At 67.7% G+C, this 23,920-nt stretch carries 24 protein-coding genes, 1 pseudogene and 1 CRISPR repeat array; of the genes and pseudogenes, 17 read left to right on the top strand and 8 right to left on the bottom strand.

Going from position 1 to position 23,920, the window contains the following annotated elements:
* The first annotated feature begins 11 nt into the window (after positions 1 to 11).
* Positions 12 to 611: a hypothetical protein gene (locus ACFWI4_RS29070; protein ID WP_387201997.1), complete on the top strand. Its 600-nt coding sequence runs from the start codon at positions 12 to 14 to the stop codon at positions 609 to 611.
* An 809-nt stretch (positions 612 to 1,420) separates the two neighbouring features.
* Here ACFWI4_RS29070 and ACFWI4_RS29065 read toward each other — a convergent pair.
* Positions 1,421 to 2,104, bottom strand: a complete 684-nt coding sequence (locus ACFWI4_RS29065; RefSeq protein WP_387201994.1) for a hypothetical protein — start codon at positions 2,102 to 2,104, stop codon at positions 1,421 to 1,423.
* Between the two features lie 236 nt (positions 2,105 to 2,340).
* The gene (locus ACFWI4_RS29060; protein ID WP_387201991.1) at positions 2,341 to 2,811 is read right to left on the bottom strand and encodes a hypothetical protein; all 471 of its coding nucleotides are present in this window, start codon (positions 2,809 to 2,811) and stop codon (positions 2,341 to 2,343) included.
* A 429-nt stretch (positions 2,812 to 3,240) separates the two neighbouring features.
* Here ACFWI4_RS29060 and ACFWI4_RS29055 point away from each other — a divergent pair, with 429 nt between their 5' ends.
* The 9 genes from ACFWI4_RS29055 to ACFWI4_RS29015 all read left to right on the top strand — a co-directional run bounded on the left by ACFWI4_RS29055 (position 3,241) and on the right by ACFWI4_RS29015 (position 12,198).
* The gene (locus ACFWI4_RS29055; protein ID WP_387201988.1) at positions 3,241 to 3,621 is read left to right on the top strand and encodes a YdcF family protein; all 381 of its coding nucleotides are present in this window, start codon (positions 3,241 to 3,243) and stop codon (positions 3,619 to 3,621) included.
* A 575-nt stretch (positions 3,622 to 4,196) separates the two neighbouring features.
* The gene (locus tag ACFWI4_RS29050) at positions 4,197 to 4,829 is read left to right on the top strand and encodes a hypothetical protein (RefSeq protein WP_387201985.1); all 633 of its coding nucleotides are present in this window, start codon (positions 4,197 to 4,199) and stop codon (positions 4,827 to 4,829) included.
* A gap of 49 nt (positions 4,830 to 4,878) precedes the next feature.
* A complete protein-coding gene (locus ACFWI4_RS29045; protein ID WP_387201982.1) occupies positions 4,879 to 5,640 on the top strand; it encodes a hypothetical protein in 762 nt (253 codons plus the stop codon).
* 92 nt (positions 5,641 to 5,732) lie between these two features.
* A CRISPR array of direct repeats spans positions 5,733 to 6,490; the repeat unit is 28 nt; unit sequence CTGCTCCCCGCACCCGCGGGGATGGCCC.
* 545 nt (positions 6,491 to 7,035) lie between these two features.
* Positions 7,036 to 7,569, top strand: coding sequence for a hypothetical protein (locus tag ACFWI4_RS29040; RefSeq protein ID WP_387201979.1), 534 nt, complete (start codon positions 7,036 to 7,038; stop codon positions 7,567 to 7,569).
* A gap of 972 nt (positions 7,570 to 8,541) precedes the next feature.
* Positions 8,542 to 9,012, top strand: a complete 471-nt coding sequence (locus ACFWI4_RS29035) for a lamin tail domain-containing protein (RefSeq protein ID WP_387201976.1) — start codon at positions 8,542 to 8,544, stop codon at positions 9,010 to 9,012.
* 238 nt (positions 9,013 to 9,250) lie between these two features.
* Positions 9,251 to 9,886 carry a DUF1524 domain-containing protein gene (locus ACFWI4_RS29030; RefSeq protein WP_387201973.1) on the top strand — a complete coding sequence of 212 codons (636 nt, stop codon included), beginning with the start codon at positions 9,251 to 9,253 and terminating at the stop codon, positions 9,884 to 9,886.
* 121 nt (positions 9,887 to 10,007) lie between these two features.
* The gene (locus ACFWI4_RS29025) at positions 10,008 to 10,214 is read left to right on the top strand and encodes a DUF6417 family protein (protein WP_387201970.1); all 207 of its coding nucleotides are present in this window, start codon (positions 10,008 to 10,010) and stop codon (positions 10,212 to 10,214) included.
* Positions 10,215 to 10,592: 378 nt separating this feature from the next.
* Entirely contained in the window at positions 10,593 to 11,444 is an 852-nt protein-coding gene (locus ACFWI4_RS29020) for a hypothetical protein (protein ID WP_387201968.1), read from the top strand.
* A 427-nt stretch (positions 11,445 to 11,871) separates the two neighbouring features.
* Entirely contained in the window at positions 11,872 to 12,198 is a 327-nt protein-coding gene (locus ACFWI4_RS29015) for a hypothetical protein (RefSeq protein WP_387201965.1), read from the top strand.
* A 251-nt stretch (positions 12,199 to 12,449) separates the two neighbouring features.
* On the opposite strand, the gene ACFWI4_RS29010 is transcribed toward ACFWI4_RS29015, so the two are convergent.
* Together ACFWI4_RS29010 and ACFWI4_RS29005 are read right to left on the bottom strand one after the other, a co-directional pair.
* The gene (locus tag ACFWI4_RS29010; RefSeq protein WP_387201962.1) at positions 12,450 to 13,370 is read right to left on the bottom strand and encodes a Ku protein; all 921 of its coding nucleotides are present in this window, start codon (positions 13,368 to 13,370) and stop codon (positions 12,450 to 12,452) included.
* 222 nt (positions 13,371 to 13,592) lie between these two features.
* Positions 13,593 to 14,057, bottom strand: coding sequence for a DUF6233 domain-containing protein (locus tag ACFWI4_RS29005; protein ID WP_387202128.1), 465 nt, complete (start codon positions 14,055 to 14,057; stop codon positions 13,593 to 13,595).
* Between ACFWI4_RS29005 and ACFWI4_RS29000 the strand changes: the two genes are divergently transcribed.
* The gene (locus ACFWI4_RS29000; RefSeq protein WP_387202137.1) at positions 13,950 to 14,417 is read left to right on the top strand and encodes a hypothetical protein; all 468 of its coding nucleotides are present in this window, start codon (positions 13,950 to 13,952) and stop codon (positions 14,415 to 14,417) included. The genes ACFWI4_RS29005 and ACFWI4_RS29000 overlap by 108 nt on opposite strands.
* Before the next feature lie 91 nt (positions 14,418 to 14,508).
* Here the strand turns inward: ACFWI4_RS29000 and ACFWI4_RS28995 are convergent, their stop codons facing one another.
* Positions 14,509 to 15,531 carry a hypothetical protein gene (locus ACFWI4_RS28995; RefSeq protein WP_387201959.1) on the bottom strand — a complete coding sequence of 341 codons (1,023 nt, stop codon included), beginning with the start codon at positions 15,529 to 15,531 and terminating at the stop codon, positions 14,509 to 14,511.
* Positions 15,532 to 15,857: 326 nt separating this feature from the next.
* Here ACFWI4_RS28995 and ACFWI4_RS28990 point away from each other — a divergent pair, with 326 nt between their 5' ends.
* From ACFWI4_RS28990 to ACFWI4_RS28965, 6 genes and pseudogenes are all read left to right on the top strand, one after another.
* On the top strand, positions 15,858 to 16,826 hold the full coding sequence (locus ACFWI4_RS28990; protein WP_387202125.1) for a hypothetical protein: 969 nt from the start codon (positions 15,858 to 15,860) through the stop codon (positions 16,824 to 16,826).
* Between the two features lie 206 nt (positions 16,827 to 17,032).
* Positions 17,033 to 18,112: a NucA/NucB deoxyribonuclease domain-containing protein gene (locus ACFWI4_RS28985; RefSeq protein ID WP_385401367.1), complete on the top strand. Its 1,080-nt coding sequence runs from the start codon at positions 17,033 to 17,035 to the stop codon at positions 18,110 to 18,112.
* Positions 18,113 to 18,198: 86 nt separating this feature from the next.
* Positions 18,199 to 18,786 carry a hypothetical protein gene (locus ACFWI4_RS28980; RefSeq protein WP_387201955.1) on the top strand — a complete coding sequence of 196 codons (588 nt, stop codon included), beginning with the start codon at positions 18,199 to 18,201 and terminating at the stop codon, positions 18,784 to 18,786.
* Between the two features lie 143 nt (positions 18,787 to 18,929).
* A complete protein-coding gene (locus ACFWI4_RS28975) occupies positions 18,930 to 19,601 on the top strand; it encodes a hypothetical protein (protein WP_387201952.1) in 672 nt (223 codons plus the stop codon).
* Positions 19,602 to 19,787: 186 nt separating this feature from the next.
* Positions 19,788 to 21,026 carry an IS256 family transposase gene (locus ACFWI4_RS28970; RefSeq protein ID WP_387201949.1) on the top strand — a complete coding sequence of 413 codons (1,239 nt, stop codon included), beginning with the start codon at positions 19,788 to 19,790 and terminating at the stop codon, positions 21,024 to 21,026.
* Between the two features lie 112 nt (positions 21,027 to 21,138).
* Positions 21,139 to 21,273 (top strand): annotated as a pseudogene (locus ACFWI4_RS28965) (IS630 family transposase); the annotation flags it as partial.
* Positions 21,274 to 21,292: 19 nt separating this feature from the next.
* Here ACFWI4_RS28965 and ACFWI4_RS28960 read toward each other — a convergent pair.
* The 3 genes from ACFWI4_RS28960 to ACFWI4_RS28950 form a co-directional block, all read right to left on the bottom strand.
* On the bottom strand, positions 21,293 to 21,679 hold the full coding sequence (locus ACFWI4_RS28960) for a hypothetical protein (protein ID WP_387201946.1): 387 nt from the start codon (positions 21,677 to 21,679) through the stop codon (positions 21,293 to 21,295).
* Between the two features lie 622 nt (positions 21,680 to 22,301).
* Positions 22,302 to 22,727 (bottom strand): hypothetical protein, encoded by a 426-nt coding sequence (locus tag ACFWI4_RS28955; RefSeq protein ID WP_387201944.1) that lies wholly within the window; start codon positions 22,725 to 22,727, stop codon positions 22,302 to 22,304.
* A 59-nt stretch (positions 22,728 to 22,786) separates the two neighbouring features.
* Positions 22,787 to 23,920: lytic transglycosylase domain-containing protein (locus ACFWI4_RS28950; protein WP_387201941.1), on the bottom strand; the 1,134-nt coding region annotated here is incomplete at its 5' end.

Below are 23,920 nucleotides of genomic sequence, written 5' to 3'. Positions count from 1 at the left end.
TGACGGCACCCGTGCCCGTACCGCCCAGGCGCAAGGTGTGGTTCATCGACACGTCGGCCCTGCTGTCCCTGGCCACCGATGACGGCCTGCGCCGGGCAGTCCACACTGAACTCAGCACTGAAAGACGCGTCTTGCTCGACGTTGTGTACGACGAGCTGCAAGGACTGGCCGAATATGGAGACCCAGGGCCTGCCGCACTGGCGACAGCCGCCCTGAGGCAGCTCGAATGGCTCGGCGAGGTCGTGGATACCAGCCAACTCGTCGAGCCAACGCGAGTGCTGGAAATCCAGGACATTCTCCGCAGCGGCCGGAGCCTGAGGCATCAGACAGAACACTGGGCCGAGTCGGTGATCATGGCAATGACTGAACGCCTGCAGCACACCGATTCCTACTTGCTGTGCGAGGACTACAATGCGCGCATCGAATCCACCGCGCACGGCATCACCCCCTTCAGTACGCACAAGCTCCTGTCGGAGATGGTCCGCGGTGGCCGCCTCACCGCGGAGCGCGCAGCCACTTTCGCCGACGCGATCAAAGCTGCTGAACGGGGCTCCGATTACACGCCGCAGGATTTCGCGACCGGCAGGCTGGGGCGGGTAGGCCGGCCCTGACACACGCGGCCGCCTGCCCGGGCGCAAGCCGCAGTCTTTCTCCTCGCTTCCCAGACACCAACAAGCCCAGCCGGCCAGCCAGCTGGGAACGAAGCGATGTCTCCCACCCCACCAGGACCTGCAGTCCCGTGGCACCTGTCACGTCAAGGCATTGGCAGAGCGGCCTGTCCGCCGTTGATGCGTTCCCGGCAGTGGCTACACCCCTGACCCCCAAACAGCGAGCGCGGTCGCAGCTGCCTGCAGCAACGGCTTCGGCTGCCTCATGCAGCCCACGGCGCGTCACCCGCTTTTGTGCCGGCACAACGCACTTGGTGAACAGGACGAGCCTGGCGCGTGCCGCCCTGCCTCCTGGAAACAGGGCGGGACGAGGGGAGCGGGCGCGGTCCGCGGCGACCGCGCCCCTGCTCTCCCACCAACCCGCTTCGCGCGGTGGCGATGCTCGGGCCGTTGGCACGGGTGAGGCTCAGCGTCGTGTGAGGCTCAGGGCGAAGCTGACGACCGCCCTCACCGCCCCGGACGGTACTGCTGCCGCGAGCGTCACCCACGCAGGGCGACGTGTTTCGAACCACTTCATGACGACTCCAGGCAGAAAGAATGAAGAGAGGGACGCGGATCAGAGGTGCGGCTGTCACGGCGGGCACCGGCCGGTTGCGGCGTATACCCGCAACCGGCAGCCTGCCGCGGCACGTGGAGAAGAACCGGCGACAGCCGAATGCCCTGCACCGACACACGAGGGCGACAGCCCGGGCCGGATGCCGGTCACGGCACCTGTCCCAGGCAGCCTGCCCGGGGGACGGGCTCTTTCAGGGTCAGACCCGGGCGGCATCCACCTGATCGAGCATGGTCTTGAAACTGCGCAGCACGGATACGTACTGGGCGGTGGGGAGCAGTCGCAGTTCCTCGTTGCACATGCCCATCACGTAGCCGCTGGCGGGCTCCGGTGAGGGGGCGGCCTGCAGCGGCAGAGACAGGCCAGGCGGAGCGGTCTCCGAACTGAGGGCATGAACGCGCCCGTGCCGGTCGGTGTAGGCGACGAGGGCGTGGACGAGCCACTCCACGAGATACAGACCACGCCGAGGATTGCCAGTCAGTCCCCGCTGCAGGTGCTGGGACAGCGCCTCTGCTTCCACCGGCCCGTGGGCCAGCGCTGTTCGGGCGGCGGTGGCGGCCCAGTGCCCGCGGACGAGATGATGGAGCATGACCCGGGCACGGGTTTCGTCCTCGAGCCACACGTCGGCCAGCGCCGCACCCTCCGCGGTAGCCGCGTAGCGGCCGCGGGCCCCACTGACGATCCCCATCGTCTCGAAGAAGCGCAGGCTCTCGGTGACCGTGTCGCCGCTGAGCCCTGCAAGCTTGGCGACCTGGGTGCTTTTGACAACCAGGCGGTCCGGGCCGCTGAGCTGGACCGCGCAGAGAAACACCTCGCGCTGATGACGCAGACTGGCCCGGCCGGTGGGAAGGATCCGCTCGAACTGCCCCGGACTGACGGTCATCGCCTGCCTCCAACAAGGTGCAGCAGGCCAAAAGGGCCGGACGAACACACGCAACGTGCGAACATGTGTACCGCTTTTCGAATCGGTAAACGGCCCCGCCCGTACAGCCCGCGCACTCTCGTTATAGTGAGCAAAGCGCGGGCGTAACCGACGGGGATCTGGATTCTCCAGGATGTGCGCGCACTACAGCACCGTCGGCGACACCCGGCGGTGCTTTGCGCTGTGCGGGGATTCGCTCAGACAGGCTCCTCTTGAGAGGCTCCGGACGAGGCGATGCTGTAGACACCCTGACGGGGTCGCACAAGGTCGCCTCGTTTCATCAGCCGGCTCAACTCGGGACTGACGTTGGACGAATTAGTTGTCGGGCGTGCCACGCGGACGTACGCGATGATCTCACCCGTCGTTGCCTCTTCCCGCGTCCGCAAGAATTCACGGATCAGGTCGACGACCGGGGCTTGAGTCGCACCGACTTCCTCCACCGCAGGCGCGGCGAACAGTGCGTCCTGAGAAGGACCCACCACGGTGCTCAAGCGGTGCTCAACGCTCTCCAGGACCTCACGAGAGGCCTCCGCCCGCAGCCTGGCGTCTTCGAGCGAGGCCTGAGCGTATTGGAGTCGCTCTTCTGCAGCCTGCACATCCCTCTCGTCTTCAGCCACCAAATTCCGCAAGTGCCTGGCACTGTTGAGTAGAAAGCTCTGATGGGCCACTAGTCCTCCTCTCTCGCTCTGTGCCGTGACCCTAGCGTCGCTTTGCTTCGTTCAGAGACCGCACTGAGCGAATGCCGCCCGCCCCTGGACTTTCACCAGACCGGTGAACCCCTCAAACCCCAGCCACACGGCCGCCCGCGCCTGCGGGCTCACGTGTGCGGCGGGAGTTTCATCGATCCAGTGACGAGAAGTCCGGCAAGTTGACACAACCAAGAAAGCGCGACATCTGCGAGGCTCGGAACACCGGAGTTTCTGTGCCCGAGCCGCGCTGCTTACTTCGCCAACGAAGCCTCTGCCTCTGCGGTATCGGCGACGTGAGCCCGATCAGCCGGGAGAATTCCGACGCGGAAGAAGCGCTCCCGGACCGCCACGGTGTGGCCCGGCCAGAATGCCTACGAGGCCCGTCCCGAAGGCCCGGGAACAGGCGCGGTGGCGGGTGCCCTCATGGTGGCGGTGAACGCGGCCGACTACCTGCGCGCACGCGGGGTGGCCGCCGACCGGATCGTGCGGGAGGACCGTTCCGTGAACACCGGGCAGAACCTCCGCTTCAGCGCGGCCCTCATGGACCGCACCGCTTCCGGGCACCGTGCCACGGTGGTCACCAGCGGCTTCCACGTCTACCGCACGACTCTGCTGGCCCGTCGCGCCGGCGTCCTTGCCCACGTCGTGGGCGCGCCGACCTCTCCCGCGTACTGGCTCTCCGCGACCCTGCGTGAGTTCGCCGCCGTCCTGTGGCTGGACCGGCTGCCCCTGATCGGGCTCAGCCTGCTGCTGGCGGTGCCCGTGGCGACAGCAGCCTTCCAGCACTGAGGCACCCGCCACGCGTGCCGCCCCGGCCAGCAGGGCCGGCCTGACTTCGCCGGCAACCCGCGCCCGCGCCGAACAGCCCATGCGCTATGTCGCTGGTCTGGCGGCCGCGACGGTGGATGAAGGAGCTTCGCACCTTGGTTATGGTGCGGAGTTCCGACGTTCGGGCTGGTCAACCTCAGCCCAGGTTCGAGCGAGATCTGCCGCTTCGGCTACTGCCCTGTTCCTTGTTGTCCGCGCCTTCCACCCCCCTTCCTCGCGCGGCCGTCCCCGGTCGTGTGCCGGCTGCGGGGACGCGACCGGGAGCCTTCACCGGCCCATCGATATTGCATAGAGTCCCGCGAGCGCTGGTGTGGTTCCTGGTCGGATCAGCCATGTCTCCTCCGGCTCTCAGAACTGGGTCTCGGCTTGATGCTTTCTGATGGTCTGCCAGCGGCGTTCGTAGTCGTGTACGTGGTTGAGGATGTCCTCGTTGGTGACGGGCCTGTTGTACTGGGCGGTGATTCCGCGCTGGGCGCGCGCACGCCGCCAGCGTCATCCCTACGGCGGACATCCGGCATAGCCTCGCGCCTGCCTACGTGCGTTGGCAGACCACCCGCAGTTGCACCGAGCTGGGCCGCGAGCGGCTCGATGCGGTGTTCGTTCACAACCCCGAACACCACCGCGGCGACCGACAGATGCTGACCGACGTTCTGCGGGACAGTTTCGCCGTGCTGGAGCAGGCTGCACACGCCGGCGAGGTGACTGCTTACGGCGTGGCCACCTGGTCGGGATTCAGCGACGGCCTGTTCACCGTGGCATTGCTGGATCAGTTGGCCTGTGAGGCGGCCGGAAGTAGAGACCACCATTTTCGCCTCGTGCAGCTGCCCGTCAGCCTCGTGATGGACCTTCACCTGACCGAGGCACTGAACCAGACCGGGCCCATCACCCAGGCCGCAGAGCTGGGATGGGAAGTACATGCATCGGCCCCGCTGCACGGCGGGGAGCTTTTGTCCCTGGCCACAGCAGAGATCGCCGACCTCATACACCCCGGTGCGCCGGTGGCTGCCGCCTGCCTGGCGGCCACCGCATCGTGCCCAGGCGTCAAACGCGTGCTCCTGGCCACCGGGCAGGCGGCACACTGGGACGACGCCCTCGCCGTAACCGGCAGGCCTGCCATCCCTTCCGCAATACTCCGGACGGTCCTTGATGTACTTACCGCCCCTGTCTGACGACGACACGCGCCGCATGGAGGCCGCGTCAGCCTTCGCAGCAGGCGTTATGGGCGCCACCACAACAGACCCACCGTCGTGGGGGTGGCACGGCCGAACTCTCGGCCACCGCGCCGACCACCCCGAACACGGCCCATGCTGGCTGCGCCTGCTGTCCGTCCCCGCCGATACGGCCGGCGGGAAACTGTGGCAAGGCACAGAGAAAGCCGCGACCGCCTTTCCTACTGTCCGTAAACCGGTCCTGCACCGGATTTACGACTGGAACGACAAGACGTACGCCTACCGCGCCGAACTCACCGGCTACATCGATGAGCCCATCCTGTCGTCCAACCCGGTCCTGCATCACGAACTCGCCCTGACCGACAGCTGGTTCGCGACCATACGCACCACCTTGAAGACCATCGCAGCGACCCCCACGGACCGCACCGCCGTCCGCCAGGAGTGGATCGACCGCGCCGTTCCTCAGTTCACGGGTCAGCCCGCACCCCAGGTCGAGCACTGGGAGTGCGCGCACGGCGACTTCCACGCTGCCAACCTCACCACCAAGGCCACCCTGCTCGACTGGGAAGGCTGGGGCAGCGCACCCCGCGGCTACGACGCCGCCCTGCTCTACGCCTATGCCCAACTCGTGCCACCCACCGCAGACCGCATCCGCAGCGAGTTCACCCCACTGCTTGACGGCCCATCAGGCCGGACAGCGCTCCTGGTCGTGTGCGCCGAGCTTCTCCAGTCGGCCTCCCGAGGCGACCACCCCGACCTCACACCCCCGTTGAGAACTCTCGTTCAAGACGCGCTAGCCGTGCGGGAATGACTGGACGACTCTGTTGTTTATCCGAATTGCCGGAGTCGGTGAAAGTCAATGAAATTGCTCTGCCCGGCCGGTAGCGTCGCAGGTCAGGCAGTCTGCTCCCCGCACCCGCGGGGATGGCCCGTTCTACTCCAAGAGCGGTCTGACGCTGACGACCTGCTCCCCGCACCCGCGGGGATGGCCCTACCGGAACGTATCGCCCCCGTCAGGGAGCCGGCTGCTCCCCGCACCCGCGGGGATGGCCCCTCCCATGGGGACCAGTGGTTGCCTGCTCCCTTCTGCTCCCCGCACCCGCGGGGATGGCCCCCGATCGGCAGATCCAGCAACTCCGGCTCGTGCCTGCTCCCCGCACCCGCGGGGATGGCCCCGACAGGGACCGGCCCACCTCGCGTTAGAGGGACTGCTCCCCGCACCCGCGGGGATGGCCCCCAGCAGCAGAACGGCTTGTTCGACACCGGCGACTGCTCCCCGCACCCGCGGGGATGGCCCCGGCAACTCTGCGCAGAAGAAGGCCGCGCCGGACTGCTCCCCGCACCCGCGGGGATGGCCCCTGCGACGGCCACGCGTCGACCCGGGCGCCGGTCTGCTCCCCGCACCCGCGGGGATGGCCCCCACGACGGCTACATCGACGGCACCCACCCGAACTGCTCCCCGCGCCGGCGGGGATGGCCCCGTAGCCGAGACTGCGGATCACGACGTCACCTCCTGCTCCCCGCACTCGCGGGGATGGCCCCTGGCGGGTGGGGCCGCCTTCGAGGGCGAGCCGCTGCTCCCCGCACCCGCGGGGATGGTCCCGGGTGGAGGAGCGACCAGGCCTAAGGCGGCCACTGTTCGCACCCGCGGGGTTGATCCCAAGATCGTGTGGCACAAAACGAGCGCCATGCCCTGCTCCTTGCACCTACAGAGATGATCCTCTGTTCGGCCCGCTCGTCCACGGCCCGCGTGTCTGATCCCCGCACCGCGAGACCGAGCGGCCGGGCCAGCTACTGCAAGCTGTGGTTGCTCTCGACCGCGGCCGTCGGGCGGCGGTGTTTTGGGACTGTGACCGGTGGTCGGGGCTGGTGGTCGTCGGTCTGGTCAGGGCTGCCGAGTGAGCTGACGGCATGGAAGGCACGGGCGCCATCGCCTCTGCGCGCACTAGCCCTCCGCCCTGCCCCGCCTCGACGGAGCGGGCTGCGGCGGCCATCCATCGCGGCTTGCGTCCAGGGTGGCGCTCGAGTGGCTTTGGGGCCGGGGCGCCGAGGGTGGGTGGGGGAGCAGCTTGGGCAGATCGCCGATGCGATGTTCCGTGACGGCCCGATGTGCAGAGATTCCTGGGCCCTGGTCTGTCCAGGTCTCTTCGGCCAGACCTAGTGCAGCCCGTACCGTGACGCACCGTCTTCGAAGGAGGAGCTCTTTATGTCCGACTCGCAGCACGGCCCTCAGCAGGCGGCCAGCGAGGTGTACCTGCTGTTCGCTCACGAGGCCTATTTCCCTTGGACTGGTGCCCAGGAAGTCAACACCTCGCTGGTGGCCGCAGCCTCGCTGCTGCACCCGCACGTACTACAACCGGATGGCATGCAGATTTATGACCGCCTCACTCGTGGCCGCCGGCTGGGGGAGATCGTGCCGCTGGCCACGCTTACCTACGAGCTGGGCGGTGGTGCCGCGTGGCCTCGGGTCGGTGCTTGGGAGACCGTTACCCGTGATCTGCTGCGGCTCATCGGTGGCGGTGGCTGCGACGCTCTGAGTCTCAACCTGTCGGTCCATGACCGCACTCTGGTGTGCTGTGGCCCCCACAGCACACTGCGGTCCTACGACGGGGAGTTAGGTGAGTACCGGACCTATGGGCCTGCTGACCGCGACGAAGTCCTCGTGTCCATCGGCAGGGAGCTGGCCCGCGTGGAAGCGGGCTGCGCTCTGTGGCCTGGCGACAATCTGGTGTCCTGGTAGCGGGGTGGTGCCCGAGACGTCAGGGGATCCCCCTGGTCTGGGGACGGGGCTGGGGTTCCGTTTCACGAAGACAGCGTCCAACCCGGTGGCAGAGCCGAAGAACCATCCCGCCTGCGCATGATCGCAGGCAATGGTGACCTGCCATTCGACTCGACCTTGCCCCACGCTCGATGGGAAGCCAGAACGCCGATGTCGAGGTCGCTTCCAGTTCTGCCGTCTCTTTCTGCGGCCGGATGGCTGGCTGCGTATCGCTCTGACCCGCTTGAGCTCCCGGAACCTGTTGGGGTCTAGCGCCTTCTCGTTATAGGTCGGGTGGGCCGGACGTGTCGCATGCACCGCGCTCGCGCGTCGAACCTCGGGCCCGGGATTGCATCGGCGTGCTGTGGTTCCTGCCTTGGTTGTGCTCCTGTCTTGCGTCCGCGGATTGCCCAGGATCTCGGAGGCTGGCATGCACCTGGTATTATTGATCTTGAGCTGATCGGCAGAAGCCATGCCGGTTCGCGATGCATTGGTGGTCCAAGGAAAGACGCCCCGCTTCCTGCGGGGAAATGCAGGTGCAAGGCCTGCCCGGCGCTCTGTGAAGACCCTGTCCCAGTTGATGGGACAGGGTCTTTTGCTGTCCGTGAGACGGATTGGCTGGTCGGGTGGTGACGTTGTTACTCACTTTCGGGTGACGGCTTGAATGCCGGCCGGGCTGCGAAGCGTGGTCGACGTGCTTTGGTGGCCTGCGCCTGCAGTGGATTCGACGGTTGATCGAGCGTCAACACTGCGCATTCGCGATATCTGTGGGTGTTGCATCCAAGTGTCACGACGGTTCGGTTGATCGGTAACGGACCCCGGTTCTCGTTCACATCCCGGCGAACCGGACGGCAAAGTGTGAATGTGCGGCCGGCCGGCCGCCACCCGCACACCGCTCAACCCGGCCCGCCACCTGGCGTGTTGGGTTGCGCCCGCACCATGCAGGGGGAACCTGTGACCGCTTCTTCGACCGCCGCCCGTCGTCTGACCGCCGCCGCCCTGACTGCCGCGGCCATCACGGCCGCGATCGCCGTGCCGGCATCCGCCGCCGACCACCGTCCCCACCGCCAGGCGGTGGAGATCAGCCGGGTGCAGTACGACTCCCCGGGCCCCGACGACCGCTCCAACCGCTCCCTCAACGCGGAGTGGGTGGAGATCACCAACTACGGCCGCCAGAGCGTGAACCTGAACGGCTGGACCCTCTCCGACGAGGACGGTCACACCTACACCTTCGACCACTACCGCCTGGGCGGCCGCTCAACGGTCCGTGTCCACACGGGGACCAGCCTTGACACCCGTCACGACGTCTACCAGGACCGCCGCGCCTACGTGTGGAACAACGACCGCGACACCGCCACCCTGCGCAACGATCACGGCCGCTTCATCGACGACGCCTCATGGGGCCGGCGCCACTTCCGCCGCTGAGATGACCTGAGCCCTGCGCCGCGGACTGCCTGAGCCGGGCCGGCAACGGTGCAAGAGGGGTGGGCCGGTTACTCCGGCCCGCCCCATCTCTCTTTGTCCACTGCCGGTGTGGTGACCGGCAGGTGAAGGCACTGTGGAAGGGTTGAAACGCCCTGTCGACGCGCGTAGCACACTCCGTGGGCGGTGCGGTTTCCTCAGGAACGCATATCTCCAACCCCCCACATTCCTTGGAGAGTTCATGTTCCGCCGCACCGCTTTCGGCCTGCCCACAGCCTCCCTGCTGATCCTCGGCATCTGCGCCGCACCGGCTCTGGCCGAGCCTCCCGCACCCCCGTCGACCGCGACCGCGCGCACCGAACTCGCCGCCCTGACCGTCGCCGCCCCGCACTCCATGGACGGCTACGCCCGCGACAAGTTCGACATCTGGTCCAGCCAGCCCGACGGCTGCACCACCCGCCAGGACGTCCTCGCCCGCGACGGCAAGAACGTCGAAGACCAGCCGAACCACTGTCAGCCCGCCAGCGGCTCCTGGTACTCCGCCTACGACGACACCACCGTCACCGTCGTCGCCCAGGCGACCATCGACCACATGGTCCCCCTCGCCGAAGCCTGGCGTTCCGGCGCCGACACCTGGACCGCCGACCAGCGCAAAGCCTTCGGCAACGACCTCAAAGACCCCCAGCTCCTCATCGCCTCCGAATCCTCCAACTCCTCCAAGTCCGACAGCGGCCCCGCCGACTGGAAACCCACCAACCACGCCTTCTGGTGCACCTACGCCAAGGACTACACCCACATCAAATCGGTCTGGAAGCTCGCCACCACCGACGCCGAGAAGACCGCCCTCTCCTCCATGATCGACACCTGCACCAACTGAACGCGACCCGGACGGAGTACGGGCTTCCTGAAGGGCTCTGCCTGCCTCAACGCAACGCTCCTGGTTGAAGCAGGCAGAGCCAGCCCGTAACGCAAGCACCCGTAGGGGAGTTGGCCCCGGCATGGACAACTACGATCACCTGGACCTCGACGAGATCGACTTTGCGCCGATGGACGACTGCGCCGAGAGACTGGCCCTGCTGACACTGCAGGAAGCACACGACCTGCTCCAGCTCCTGCTGACGATCGCCCAAGACGGGCATCCCCTCTCGCCGCAAGCAGACCGGCTCGCACGGGAGATCGCTGCACGGATCCCGTCAGCGAACTGACCACCACGCCCTCGCCGGCATCCGGGCTTCGTGTACCGGGCCCCGGCTGGCAGTGAGCCCGGCAGCCTGCCCGGCCAGGGCGAACCGCCGGATACAGACGGGAGCCAAGCCGTCTCCGTCTTCCAAGCACGCCGGTGTCGGGGCGGAGGCTTGCTCAGATCCGGCGCACTGGCGAACTGTCGGTATGCGACAGCAGCCGTATTTGCCCACAGGGGGAGCGGCTCCGTAGCTCAGTGCCAGACGCTGTCGGGGATCGCGCAAGCAGAGGGAGACGCACGGCGCCCATGGCGAGCAGTCAAAAGAGCGCCCTGAGGACGCGGAACTGCCGTGCTGCTCACACCTCTTACGCATGTCTTGACTGATACCTATATTTGCCCCATGACCACGCGAAGCACGAACCCGCTGGCGGGAGTTGCGTCGGCGACGGCAGCGGGTGACCGGCTGGTGTTCGTGCCAAGTCGAGTCCGGGAGTTCGGTGTCACGCTCGGCGGGAGCGTTATGGTCCCGCTGTGGATGGCAACCCCCTTGCTGCTGCCGATGCTGGTGATTGCCGTGCTCACGGAGTCCGGGGTGCTCTGGGCCATCGTCTGGGTCGGTCTCGGGCTGACAGTCCTAGCCGTGATCGGGCTCTCCCTGGCCTCGATGTTTACGGTGTCGGCCACGATGGTGCGGTGGATCGAGTTCCGCCCACATGGGAATGCGAAACAACTCGTGATCGCGCGCTCCCTGCGTTCGTCGACCGTTGCTGCGGCTGATCTGCGACGCATCGTCGTTGTCGAAGGGCTCAGGCTGGGCCAACGAAAGTCGCTCAACGTGGTGTTGTACACGCCTGGCGGGGTGGTGGAATGTGAACCGGGGTATCAGGCCCCGATCTCACAGGTCGGCACAGAGGCGTTGCTTGCCTGGTTGACCAGCCAACTCGGCTCGGCTGGTGTAGAGGTGGAGTACCTGGCGAAGGTCGACCGAAACTTCGCATGCCCGGGGGAATGGTGGACGCCATCACACCTGGCTGCCTTGTGGCACGTGCCCGTCAGCGCGGTCGACGAGCTGGCTGTCCGCCACGGCGTCCGCAGCTACCAGCACACGACCCGGGCCATGGTGATGCACTCACCGGCCAAGACGGCAACGGTCTACGACCCGGATCGGGCCTACGAAGTCGCGGAGGAACTCCGCGGGGAACACGCCATGGCTCCGGAGACCGGCGCTACGCATGAGGATCCGCGCCCGTGAACGGGCAGACTGCCGCCGGATGATCAACGCCATGCAGAACACGGACGCCGGCAGGGAGCCCAACGGCTTCTACACCTACAGTCGCGTCCTCGACCGAGACCGGTCGGCATGGATCAGGTAGCCCCAGGCGGACGAGACCGGAAGACAAAAACCCGTGAACGCTGAGTCAGCCCGAGCAACAGCCCTGGTATCTGCCGAGTACCACCTCTTCCAGATAGCAGATCCGCAAGGGCCCGTGGCCGACGACCTCGACGCATCCCAGAACGGGCTCGTATCCGCTGTCGGCGGCGTCATCGAGGTGTCAACCGGGATCCACACCGGCAGAGTCCGTGTCATGGTTGAAGCGCACTCACAGCGACCCGACCCTGCTCCGGGCTGGGAAGAGATCGCTGAGATGTCATGCCATTCCCCCTCCGGGGAAGTGCTGGTGACACCGATGATGGACGATCCCGCTGATCTTCCCTCGCTGGCGTCCCAGGGCCCGGGCCCCTACCGGTTGCGCGTCCACGCGCTAGGAAGGGACACGGCTGTCGACGGGAGCACGGACGACGTCGTGGAGTCCTACCTGATCCAATGCTGGCCCGCCGCCCACCAGGACGCCCTCTTGGTGACAGCGACCGACGACTACGGGGCCCAGGTACGAGCCCGACCGGCCGGCGACACCATCGTCATCGACCACGAGGACTCATCTGACAGTCAGGCCGGGCGGGAACGCGACATCCTGCGCCGGGCCGGACACGGCGACTACTCCTAACCCGCTTCCAGAGGCGTTCGGTTGGGGCGGCCTCGTACGGCTACCCCAGCCGAGGCCAACCACGCCCGACAGCAAGTGACGTGGCAGCCGTCTGGCGCACCCGCAACAAGTACCGATTGCATCGGGCTGCAGCTCCCACCGCGCCGAGGGATAGTGGATGAAGCTGGAGCAGTTGGGAGGCCTGCTCTGCATCGTCGACACCACGGTCGTCGTTGTCATCACCGTGTCTGTTCAGCTGGCGGTGAGCAGGTTCAGGCGCTGCGCCGCGGCTTCCGGCCGGTCGTCTTCTTGGCTGCTTTCTTGACGGGCTGCTTCCTCGCCGTCTTTGCGGTCGTCGTCTTTTTGGCTGTGGTCTTCTTCTTGGGCAGGTCGTGGACGGTGGCGTCTTCGCCTCTGGACTTGCGGGCCTTGGCCACGGACTCCTTGAGCGCGGCCATCAGGTCGACGACTTGTGCCGGCGCCTCGGGCTCTTCGGCCGTGGGAGGTTCGCGGTTCTCCCGTTTGGCGTCGATGAGCTGTTCCACCGCTTCCGTGTACCGGTCGGTGAACTCCTCGCCTTGGAGGTCGTCGCGGGTCAGCCGGTCGATGAGCTGTTCCGCCTGGGCGATCTCGTCATCGGTGAGGTCCACCTCGTCCGGTTTCAGAGCGGCGGGGTCGCGGATCTCGTCGGACCAGCGCATTGCGTGCAGAACGATGACGTTGTCGCGGACCCGCAGCAGACCTAGCCGCTCGCGGCCGCTCCAGGCGTACTTCGCCACGGCCACCTTCGATGAGCGCTCCAGGGCCTGCCTCAGGAGTGTGTAGGGCTTGGCCGCCACCTGACCGTCGGGCTCCAGGTAGTAGCCCTCGCCGATCTGGATCGGATCGATGGACTCCAGGGGCACGAACGCCTCGATCTCGATGGCCTTCGCCGTGGGCAGTGGTATCTCCCGCAGCTCCTCGTCGAGCACCGGAACGATTGTGTCCTTGCCCCACTGATAGCCCTTGCCGATCTCCGACTGCGCGACCTCACGGCCCTCGATTTCGCAGATCTTGCGGCTCCGCACCCGGCCCATGTCCTCCAGATGCACCTGGTGGAAGTGGATGCTGTGGTCCTCCCGGGCGTTGACCACATGGATAGGCACGGTGACCAGGCCGAATGAGATGGCGCCGGACCAGATGGTTCGGGGCATGGGAGACCCTCCCTGGCAAGCTCCGAGGCCTTCAGCCTAGAAGCAGTCGCAGGTCAGGGCACGCCGAGGCCCCAACATGTGGCATCGGCTCGGGCTAGTCAGCGCAGGACGTGCAGGGGGCCGTCGGGCCCCCAGGGCCAGCACACCCGCAGTGGCAAGGGCGGCGTGCTCGGCTGCGCCGGAGGGTGTGACTCGCCTGCTGGCTGTGCCGCAGAGAGACCTTTACAGGCGGGTGCTGGTGAAGCGGACGGTGGAGCCCCAGCTCTCCCGGGCGGGGCGCATGCACCACTGGCACAGGGGCAGGCCGCCGTTGCCGTACTTGTGGGTGCGCCGCTGGCAGCCGGAGCACGGGCCGACGAGGCTGCCGGGGCAGGTGAAGGTGGAGGGGTCCGGTTCGCTGAGGGGTGGCGGGGGAGGAGTGCTGGTCATCAGAGCATCCCGTTCTGGGTTATTAGATAATAAATCACCACGAAAATGCAGCATGAAGGACTGAAGGTGCGGGTGTCGGTCAGCGCAGCGTGGGGGCGGGGCCGGATCTGCGGATAAGTCGAGGATGTCCAGTGCAGTGTCCGGCCGGCAGTGACCGCACGCGCGCACACCCGCGGTGAGGAGCCGGCGTGCTTCGCCGCGCGGGACCGGGCGCCGTCGTTTGCCCGCGGCGTAGCAGCCGCCGGCATGGACCTCGATGGGCGGGCGGCCATTGCCGATACCGAGCTCGACGATCCAGTCCGGCTCCGTCGGCCGGTTCCGGCGCCCCTGTTCCGGTTCGGTCTCCCGCTCCCGAAGAGTGGCGATCTTGGTGTCGATGCGCTGCAGCCACATCGCGTGCCACACCCTCAAGGTGAGCAGTCGCGCCAGGTCAGGCGGCAGTTCATCGAACATATTTACGATTCTAGGCCGGTCTCGGCGTGGCGGATGCTCTTGCCTGGCCTGGAGAAGCAACGGGTGGCGTTCCTCGAGGTGGGGCAGGAGGCGGGCCGCCTTCGCTCCCGCCATCAAAGTGCTGAGTTGCTGATGGTCGGTCTCGTCGACGGTGCTCCGTTGTGACTGAGCGTGGTAGTTGGCCCCGACGGGCGACTGCAATGCACAGAACGCGAGCAGGTGTGCGGGCGGCGTGGTCGGGCCGGCTGCTCGTCGCTCAGGGCCATGGGGCCCAGGGGTCGTCGCTGTACGGTTCGGGCTCTTGCGGGTGGAGCATGCGGCGGACGCAGCGCAGGAGTCCCGGCTCGTTGCCACCGGCGGTGGCCATCCAGGGCAGGGCGTCCATGGCGCGGGCGCGTTCTTCGGTGGTCAGGGCGTCGACGGTGGTGTGCAGGGTGTCGGGGACGGGTTCGTCGGTGAGGCAGAGCCAGCCGATCGCGGCGGCAAGGCGGACCTCGGGGGCCTGTGCCCGGTCCTGCCACATCTCGCTGATCCACGCGGTGGCCTGCCGGTGAGGGTGGGCGCGTGTGCTCTCTGCGGTCGCGAGAACCAAGGCGGCCATGGCCATGGGGTCCTGCTCCTTGGCGAACCGGGCAGCGAAGGCGGTTCGGACCGTATGGCCGGGGTCGGCCGCGGTGGCGAGAGCGTAGGAGGTGTCGATGCGCACAGCAGGATCGGAGTCGTCGAGGAGGGGCAGGAGCAGGGGGGTTCCGGCGGTGATCGCGGCTCGGGCAGCGGCCACCGACCAGCCTGCCGGATAGCCGGTCACCTCGACGCCGTAGTCGTCGTAGTCGTCGTGCCGGGGGCCGGAGCGGTGGAGGAGGAATTCGGCGCGGGAGGCGACACCGAAGTAACGGGCGCGGGCCGGGGCGGCGAGATCGCCGAGGGCGGCAGTGCGGTGTGGATGGTGTGGGTCGGTGGCGATCTGGATCAAGAACGGGACGGCGAGAGCAGCAGCGGCCCGGCTGTCGTCGGCGCACATGCCGATCAGTACACCCATCGCGTCACGTGCCGATCCGTCTTTGGTGTGCAGCAGGCGAACGGCCTCCCGGGCGTCCTCCCCGTGAGGGAAGTTCCCCCAGGGAAAGTCGTCGAGGTCGGCTCCGTCGATGTTCTCGGGCCGAATGGTCGCCGTAACGGCCCGGATGTCGAACGGGCCTCCCGCGAACGATGCCAGATCCGCCCCGTCGACCAGAGCCCTGCACATCGCGAACGTCGGATCGGTCCGCCAGTCCCCCACGCCACACCCCCGTCGAATCCACCAGAGACTGGATCATGCGCGATCCGGACCAGGCGACGCCACCCCGTAGCCAGGGCACTGCACGCCGCTGACCATCACGAACTCGGAAACCCCGGCCCAGCCGCCCCTGCGGCTTTCGCGCGGGCCGTTCATCGCACACAGGGGCCGAGCCGCCTGCTCACGGGCCAACCATCGTGCGCAGTCACGCCGTCGTGCGAAGGGTGCCAGCTTCGCTTGTCGCGTGTTCGAATATTTATTCGATAACGTGCGGTGTGGAGGTGGATGCTGTGGAGACAGGGACTGAAGCGCGGCGAGTGGCGAGCGTGATGCATGTGCGCTGCCCGGACCGACTGCCGGAGGATCTCTACCGGCAGGTGCTGGAGCAGATGGCGCAGTTGTCGCCAGTCGTCCAGGCGCTGCCCCCGACGGCCGCCCTGGCAGAGCTCAGGGGCGCGCTGCGCTACCACGGCGCGAACGCCACCCGGCTGGGGGAGGTGCTGCGGGTACGGGCCATCTCCCGGCTGGGCGTCGACGTGCGCGTCGGGATCGGCCCCTCCATCACCGTCGCGGCCACCGCCTCCGGCCAGATCACCGGCCCGGGCGGCGTCCTCGCCATCGCCCCCGACCAGGTCACTGACTGGCTGGGCCCCCTCCCCGTCGAGGCCCTGCACGGCATCGGACCCCGCCATGCCAAGATCCTCAACGACTACGGCGTCCACTGCATCGGCCTGCTCGCCGCGCTCCCGCCCGCCACCGTCCAACGCCTGATGGGCGGCCGCGCCGGCCGGCAGGCCGCCGACCGGGCCCGCGGCATCGACCCCCGCCCCGTCGTCCCGCGCACCCTGCCCGCCACCGCGAGCATCCACCGCACCTTTGACCGGCACACCCTGGACGGTGCCGCCGTCCGCGCCGTCCTCCTGGACACGGTCGTCACCCTCGCCCTCCAACTGCGCCGCCGCAGCCAGGCGGCCCGCGGCCTGACCCTGACCCTGCGCTTCGCCGGAGGTGCTACCTGGGACAAGACCCGCCGGCTCACGGAAGCCTCCGCACACGAAGACGACCTACGCACCATGGCCTACCGGCTCATCGACGCGGCAGGACTCCAGCGCGGCAGGATCACCGCCCTCACCCTGAAAGCCGAAGACCTGATCGCCGCCGACCAGATCGCCGAGCAGATCAGCCTCGACCAGACACGCGAAGCCCGCCTCCTCGCCGAAGAAGCCAGCGACCGCATCCGCGCCAAATTCGGACCCTCCGCAATCCGCCCCGCAACCACCCTGCTGCGCGTCTCCTGACCCGTCGCCGCGAAGGCGGTTCGTATCCGGTGGAGAGCGGCCGAGGACAGTCAGGCCCGGCTTCCGGGACGAGTAGGGCCGTCGGCAATGAGACACCCGCTCACCTGTGACTGAAACAGAACAAAACGGTGTGCAGCCTTTGCAATGCCGGTGCTTGGATGGCGTCAACGCGACGGGGGTACGCGGGAGTTGACGCTGCACCTCCGTTGGCTGAGACCAACAACCGGGGGTACAACGTGAAACCGAGAAAGCTGCTCACGACGGGGGCCGTGGCGCTGGGGCTGCTGGTAACAGCGGCCGCTCCGTCAGCGTTAGCCGCGGCCGGCCAGTCCAGTGCCGGACAGCTGCGCGTCACCATCGGTCAGCCCGGATCCCGGGCGAGCGCTCTGGCCAGCCAGGCCGCGAACGCGTCCTGCACCGTCAACCGCGTCACCGTCAACCGCTTCAGCGAGTGCGAATGGGTCACCGTCCACCTCGACGTCGTGAAAGTCGTCAACGGGAGCCCGGTCCTTGAGGGCACCGCCGACTTCAACGTCAAGCACCAGATGACGCTCAAGACCAACTCCGCCAACTGGAGTGAGAAGTTCACCATCTCCAAGGCGGTGACCACCGGCCAGGGCAGGGGCGTTGCCGTCAAGTTCTCCGCCACCTCCGGCGGCGGAACCCGAGCCACGGTCCACTTCCCGCAGGGCCACACCCTCGACAGCGCGGCCAGCGGCAGCGTCGACTACAAGACCGCCACGATCGCCCCGAAGAAGATCAACCCCAAGGCGAAGACCACCTACGGCTACACCTTCACCAAGGCCGGCTACAGCCCCGCCGGCGTCTCCTACGCCTCCGCCGTCTACCGGTGCGACAACTACTACGGAAGCACCCGGGCCAGCCGGGCCGGATGCGCCATCCCCGAAGCGCCCACCGGGGTGAGCATGGTCGGCCTGGCCCGGATCGACGAGGGCATCCGCAACCTCCGCTCCCGCGGCGGCCATTACGGAGACCCGAACGGCGGCAAGCCCCTGCACTGGATGATCAACAAGACGCAGGAGGCCCGCAACCGGGCCGCGGTGTGCCCGCGGACCGCGCCCGCGGACATGCGGCGCGCCGGCCGCACCTCGTGTGACGAGTACCCGTTCGCCTCCACCTACGAGGGCGGCACCACCCTTGCTGCCGCCCAGCGGGAGATCACCTGGGTCAAGGTGAACGAGAACACGTCCCAGGGCGGACGCATCACCGCATGGCGCGGCCAGATGCACGTCATGGACCACGACCCGTTCTACGTGATCGCCTGAGCACCACGACAGCAACCGCAAGACTTGGGTGCCTCATCCCGCATCGTCCGGGAGGGGGCACCCTGCCCCGTTCAAGGAGACTCCCCATGCTGATCCGCGCATCCTCGTTCACCGTCGACCTCGGCGAAGGCGGCTACCTGATCGGCTTCACCGACGACTACGAGTACCCCCAGGAGATGCCCTTCGGCTGGCGCTGCGGCCCGGCCACCGACGCCGGCGCCGTCGTCCTCACCACCACCGACACCGGACCCCTCCAGCTGACCGTCCAGCTCCACGACACCGTGCCGGCCCCCGAGACCGGCACCGCGTGGGAGCCCGCCGAGGAGATCAGCCTGCGGGCCGACCTCCCCACCCTCCACATCGCAACCCTCGAACAGGGCGACATCCTCGACGCATGGCCGGACGAGGAGCCTCTCTTGAAGTTCCCGGTCGCATCCGACGGCACGGACTGGGTGCGCATGCGCCTGTACTGCCACGCCGACGACCCCGAACCCGGCATCGGCGACCACGGGGAACGCCACCTGGTCCAGCTCTGGCCCGCACCCCACACGCCTTCCGTACACCCCGACATCACCGAGGCCGACCGCCAGGCCCGCGCCGAGTACGCCGCGGACATGGCCACACCCGTGGAGGACTACACCACCACCTACACCCACCCCGGCGAACACGACTGACACGCGCTGGGACTGCGCCGGCGTTGGACTGCCCTGGGGCGTCCCGCATCGTTCCGTACTGCAGTGCGTGGGCCCCGGCCGGTGTGCTGATGCGCTGGCCGGGCAGTATGTGCCCAGCTATTTTCTGCTCGTGAGGGGTCGTCATGCGCTCCAGCTACCGCGCCGCGTCATCCGTGCTGTTCGCCGCCGTGTTCCTGGCGGGATGCTCTCCGGTCGCGACGGGCGGATCGACCGGGTTGCCGACCGGGACGTCGCCCACGAAGTCTTCGGGCACGGGCACAGGTGGCGGCGCGGACCGGGCTATCGCGGTCGGGGCCGGCCCGCAGACCACCTACACCGTCCAGAAGCAGCCTCCGGCCGGGAGCTGTCATTTCCGGTACGAGCAGGGGGAGCCGCTGGAGGACCCGGCGTGCACGCCGGGGGCGATTTCTCCGGCGGTCACGCAGGCGAACCTGAAGTCCACGATCTGCCGCAAGGGCGGCTACACCTCCGGCATCCGGCCCTCCACATCCGTCACGGGTAAGGAGAAGGCGCTGAACGCGGCCTCGTACGGCTATCGGGGCTCGATGCGCGATGCCGAATACGACCACCTCATCAGCCTGCAGCTCGGCGGCGACCCCAACGATCCGCGAAACCTCTGGGTCGAGCCGCCGGACCCCGGCCACAAGGCGGGCAGCGGCGTCAACAACCGCAAAGACCCGGTGGAGACGAAACTACACACCGCGGTCTGCGCCAACAAGATCACCCTCGCTGCCGCCCAGCGCGCCATCGTCACCGACTGGACCACCGCGCTCAGCACGCTCGGCCTCGGCTGAGGCATCCTGAGCAGACTGTCGCTCCGGCTGGGGTGCCTTCACGGCGAACAGGGTTGCGTCCTTGGAAGTGGTGTACCGGTTCTCACCTGATCCGGGTGTTTGTCCCGGCGTCGGGGTGAGGGTCCGGATATGAGAACGGCCACCGGCTGATCTTCGAGATGTCTAGGCTCGAAGGAGATCAGCACGATGACCGCACCAGACAGTCTGCCCCTGCACGCCCTCGCCGAGGACAACCTCGCCTCGGCGAGTCCCGATCTGCTGCGCGCGATGGTCAAGACGTTCGCCGACGCGCTCATGTCCGCGGAGGCCGACGCCCTCTGCAACGCCGAATACGGGCAGGTCAGCGACGAACGCGTCAACCCCCGCAACGGATATCGCCCACGCGAGTGGGACACCCGCGCCGGCACCGTCGAACTCGCCGTCCCCAAGCTGCGGCAGGGCAGCTATTTCCCGCACTGGCTCCTCGAACGACGCCGGCGGGCCGAGCAGGCCCTCATCTCGGTGGTCGCCACCGCCTACCTGCTCGGTGTCAGCACACGCCGGGTCGAAAAGCTCGCCGCATCCCTCGGCGTCACCCAGCTGTCGAAGTCCCAGGTCAGCGCGATGGCCAAGCACCTGGACGAGCAGGTCACCGCGTTCCGCAACCGGCCCCTGGACGCCGGACCGTATGCGTTCGTCTGGGTCGACGCCCTGACGCAGAAGGTCCGCGAGGGCGGCCGCATCGTCAACGTCCACGCGCTGATCGCGGTCGGCGTCAACGCCGACGGGCACCGCGAGATCCTCGGCATCGACGTCGCCACCGCCGAGGACGGCGCCGGCTGGTTGGCCTTCCTGCGCTCACTGACCGCCCGTGGCCTGTCCGGCGTCCAACTGGTCGTCTCCGACGCCCACACCGGCCTGGTCGCCGCGATCGGCGCGGTCCTGCCCGGCGCATCCTGGCAGCGATGCCGCACCCACTACGCCCGCAACCTGCTCAGCCAGGTTCCCAAGTCCGCCCAGCCCTGGGTGGCCACGCTGCTGCGGACCGTCTTCGAACAACCCGACACCACGGCCGTCCAAGCCCAGCTGCGGCACGTCCTGGACGCCCTGGAAGCCAAGTTCCCCAAAGCAGCGGCCCACTTGGACGCCGCCCAGCACGACCTGCTTGCGTTCACAGCGTTCCCACGGGAGATCTGGCGGCAGATCTGGTCCAACAACCCGCAGGAGCGTCTGAACAAGGAGATCCGCCGCCGCACCGACGTCGTCGGGATCTTCCCCGACCGCACCGCCCTGATCCGCCTTGTCGGAGCGGTCCTGGCCGAGCAGAACGACGAATGGACCGAGGCCCGCCGCTACATGGGCCGCGAACTCCTCGCCAAGGCCCGCCTCCACTCGATCGAGTCAGAAACCGACGACACCGCCCTGCCCACCGAACTCACCGCATAGCCTCAAAAACGAGATCACCGAGTGGCCGTCGATACACCACTCCAGCGGACGTGACCGCGAACAGCGCGCCGGGGCGCCGGCTTCACAGAAACCGGACTCGTTGCCGACGCCCTTGCACCGCCATCTGCGCTGGCGCAATGCCAACGCCCGCCACCCCGACCTCCTGGCCGCCCAACGCCGCGAACGAGCCCGCATCCGCAGCGAGGAGGGCCTCCGCTGGGGCGGCCGACCGTTGGCCGCCGCCTGAGGCTTCCCACGATGACGGCCTACTGGGTGATCTCCTCGGGAGAAAGACGAGTGATCTTCTTTCCCGCTTCGGTCTCGCCCAGGTTCAACGCGCCAATCCAGTTCCCGTCTTCGGGATACTCCCAGTTGGCCGCGTCTTCGAGGATCGCCGGAAGCTGATCACGAGGCACCAGTTCGGGCTGGAGGCCGTTCTCTCCGGCGGGGGAGGTCCACGGCGCAAGTCGGCGGACCTCGATCCACTCGCGATCGATGAGAGCGAGCAAGATTCCCGCCAGCTCGTTGACCGGTCGGGACTGGTCGGCTTCGTCGAGATCGCCCCAGACACCGGGCAGGATGTCGATCTCATAGGAATTGACCATGAAGGCTTCTTCGGACTTGGTCAATGTGTCCCACTCATGCTTGCTCACGCAGCAATCGTCGCAGAGCCGGGGGCACGACAGGCTCCCTGCACCGCTCACCAGACCGGAATGGCGTCGTATCGCCAACGAGGTGACAGGAAGTCAGAATTGACCACGCGCCCAATCCTCGTAATCAGCTTCTCCGCAAGTCGGGCATGTGTAGAATCCATCACCGGAGAGTTCCACCGCCAGTATTTTATTGCATGAATTGCAATGACGGTAAGTGCCGTGCGATTCGTCGAGACGGATTTTGCGGAGAAGAATACGTATGAGCCGAAGCCGTTTGATCATGAGCGGTGAATCCAACCCCGTTGCGCTGTAGTCGGCCGGGATTGTGAACTCCGGCAATTCATTTTGTAACGACTCTGCGAGAGCGAGTACTTCCTACTCGAAGAGCGTGCAGGTCTGCCACCGATGACAGGCGCCAGAGCCGTGTTCGGCTGCGTCCCCGTCCGTTAGCCCTCGGGTACCTTACAGCCGTGGCCAGGCCCTTTCGACTGCGTATCGGCTGCCCGCAGCAGCGCTGCGGGCAGCAGCCACCAGAGCTGTGGCGCGAGCCGCTGGGCATGGCGTCCGAGGTCGTCGCGTGATCATTGGTTGTCCACGCAACACCTAGTGATCAACGGCGGCCTCACTTGGTTGGAAGCCACCGGAACCAGTAGTCCAGACCCTCGACCCGGTAGCGGGCCCCAGCGTCAAAGCGCATCTCACCCACCAGTAGCCTCGCGTCGTCCGGCGCCTGACGGTACGACGCCAGCAACAGGGCCAGCTCGTCGTAGAGGGCGTTGATCCCGCCCCGGCCCGGGTGGGTCTCCGGCTTCACCGTCCCGGCCTCACAGCATTCGTTCCACCTGGCGAAGATCGCCCACTGCTCGCGCTCCAGCTCCACTACCACGTCGCTCGCGGGCCAGACGCGGTACTCGTCGGCGTCGAAGTAGTGCGGCTTCCCGTCGACATCGCCGAGGCCGGCACGCGGCCTGCTATACCACTCCAACTCGACGTGCACGCGCTCGAAGCCGTCCGCGATCAGCTGCACTTCGTCCCAGGTCTCAGCCACGCGCGCAGGCTGCCGACGAGCAGCTTCGGTATCCATGATCACGATCTACGGCTGGAGTACTAGGAGGCTGCGGCTGCCACGGTGAGTTCGACGGTGAGTGTGGCGCCGCCGGTGGTGGTGACGTGGAGCAGGTAGGTGCCGGTGGTGTCGTCGGCGTACAGCTTGGGGAGCTGGAGCGTGCCGTCGGCGTCGGTGGTCAGGGTGGTGAGGGTGCGTACGGGGTTGCCGTCCGTGTCCTTGAAGTAGGGGCCCTGGTCGTTCGCGGTCGGGTCGTCGGCGGACTTGATCAGGGTCGCGGTGGCGGCGACCTTGCCCGCGGCGGCGCCCTTGTAGGTGGCCTTCAGCGCGACCTGGCCGTCGAACTCTCCGCCCGGGGCACAGGTCAGGGCGGTGTCGTCGGTGCGGGTGAGGGTGTCGGCCTGGCGGGCGGTGACGCTCGCGGTGTAGTCGAGGCCCGCCATGACGCGGCCGACGACGGTGGCGCGGACCGTGAAGTCGCCCGTCTGCTCACCGGCCACCAGTGCGGGCGCGGTGGCGATGCCCAGTCCGTTGGTGACCAGGGTGGCGACGTTCTCGCCGCCGGTGAAGGTGGCGTCGGTGTCGCCGACGATGGTGAACCGCACCCGGACCCTGCCCACGGGCTTGCCGGCCTTGTCGTCGGTGCGCACCGCGATCTTGTCGGCGAACGTGTCCCCGGCCGTCGCCGTGAGCTTCCCGGCGCCCATGTTCGTCAGACGGTCCACCGTCTGGGTGGGCGTCGGCGTGGGGGTGGGCGTGCCCGTCGGGGGCTTCGTGGGCGGCGGGGTCGGGGTGGCGGGCGGGGTCGGCTTCTGGGCCGGGGGCGTCGGGGTGCCGCCCGGGTGGGGGCTGCTCGGCGGGGACGGCTGCACCGGCGTGGGGCTCGGCGAGCTGGGCTCGTCGCTGTTGTGCGAGGGCAGCGTGCCGGTGCCGTTGGGGATCTCGTGCGTGCCCTTGCGGTAGTACTCCAGCCACGACAGGACGGTGTTCAGGTACGCCGTCGAGTTGTTGTAGCTGAGGATCGCCGCGTTCATCTGCGCCTGGACCGACATGTCGTGGTCGAAACGGCACAGGTAGTGGCCGGCGGCCAGGGCGGCGTCGTAGACGTTGTTGGGGTCCTTCTTGCCGTCGCCGTTGCCGTCGCGGCCCGCCCACTCCCAGGTGGAGGGGATGAA

Source organism: Streptomyces sp. NPDC127038 (assembly GCF_042725875.1).
Taxonomy (GTDB): domain Bacteria; phylum Actinomycetota; class Actinomycetes; order Streptomycetales; family Streptomycetaceae; genus Streptomyces.
This window is presented reverse-complemented; position numbering and strand designations above follow the sequence as displayed.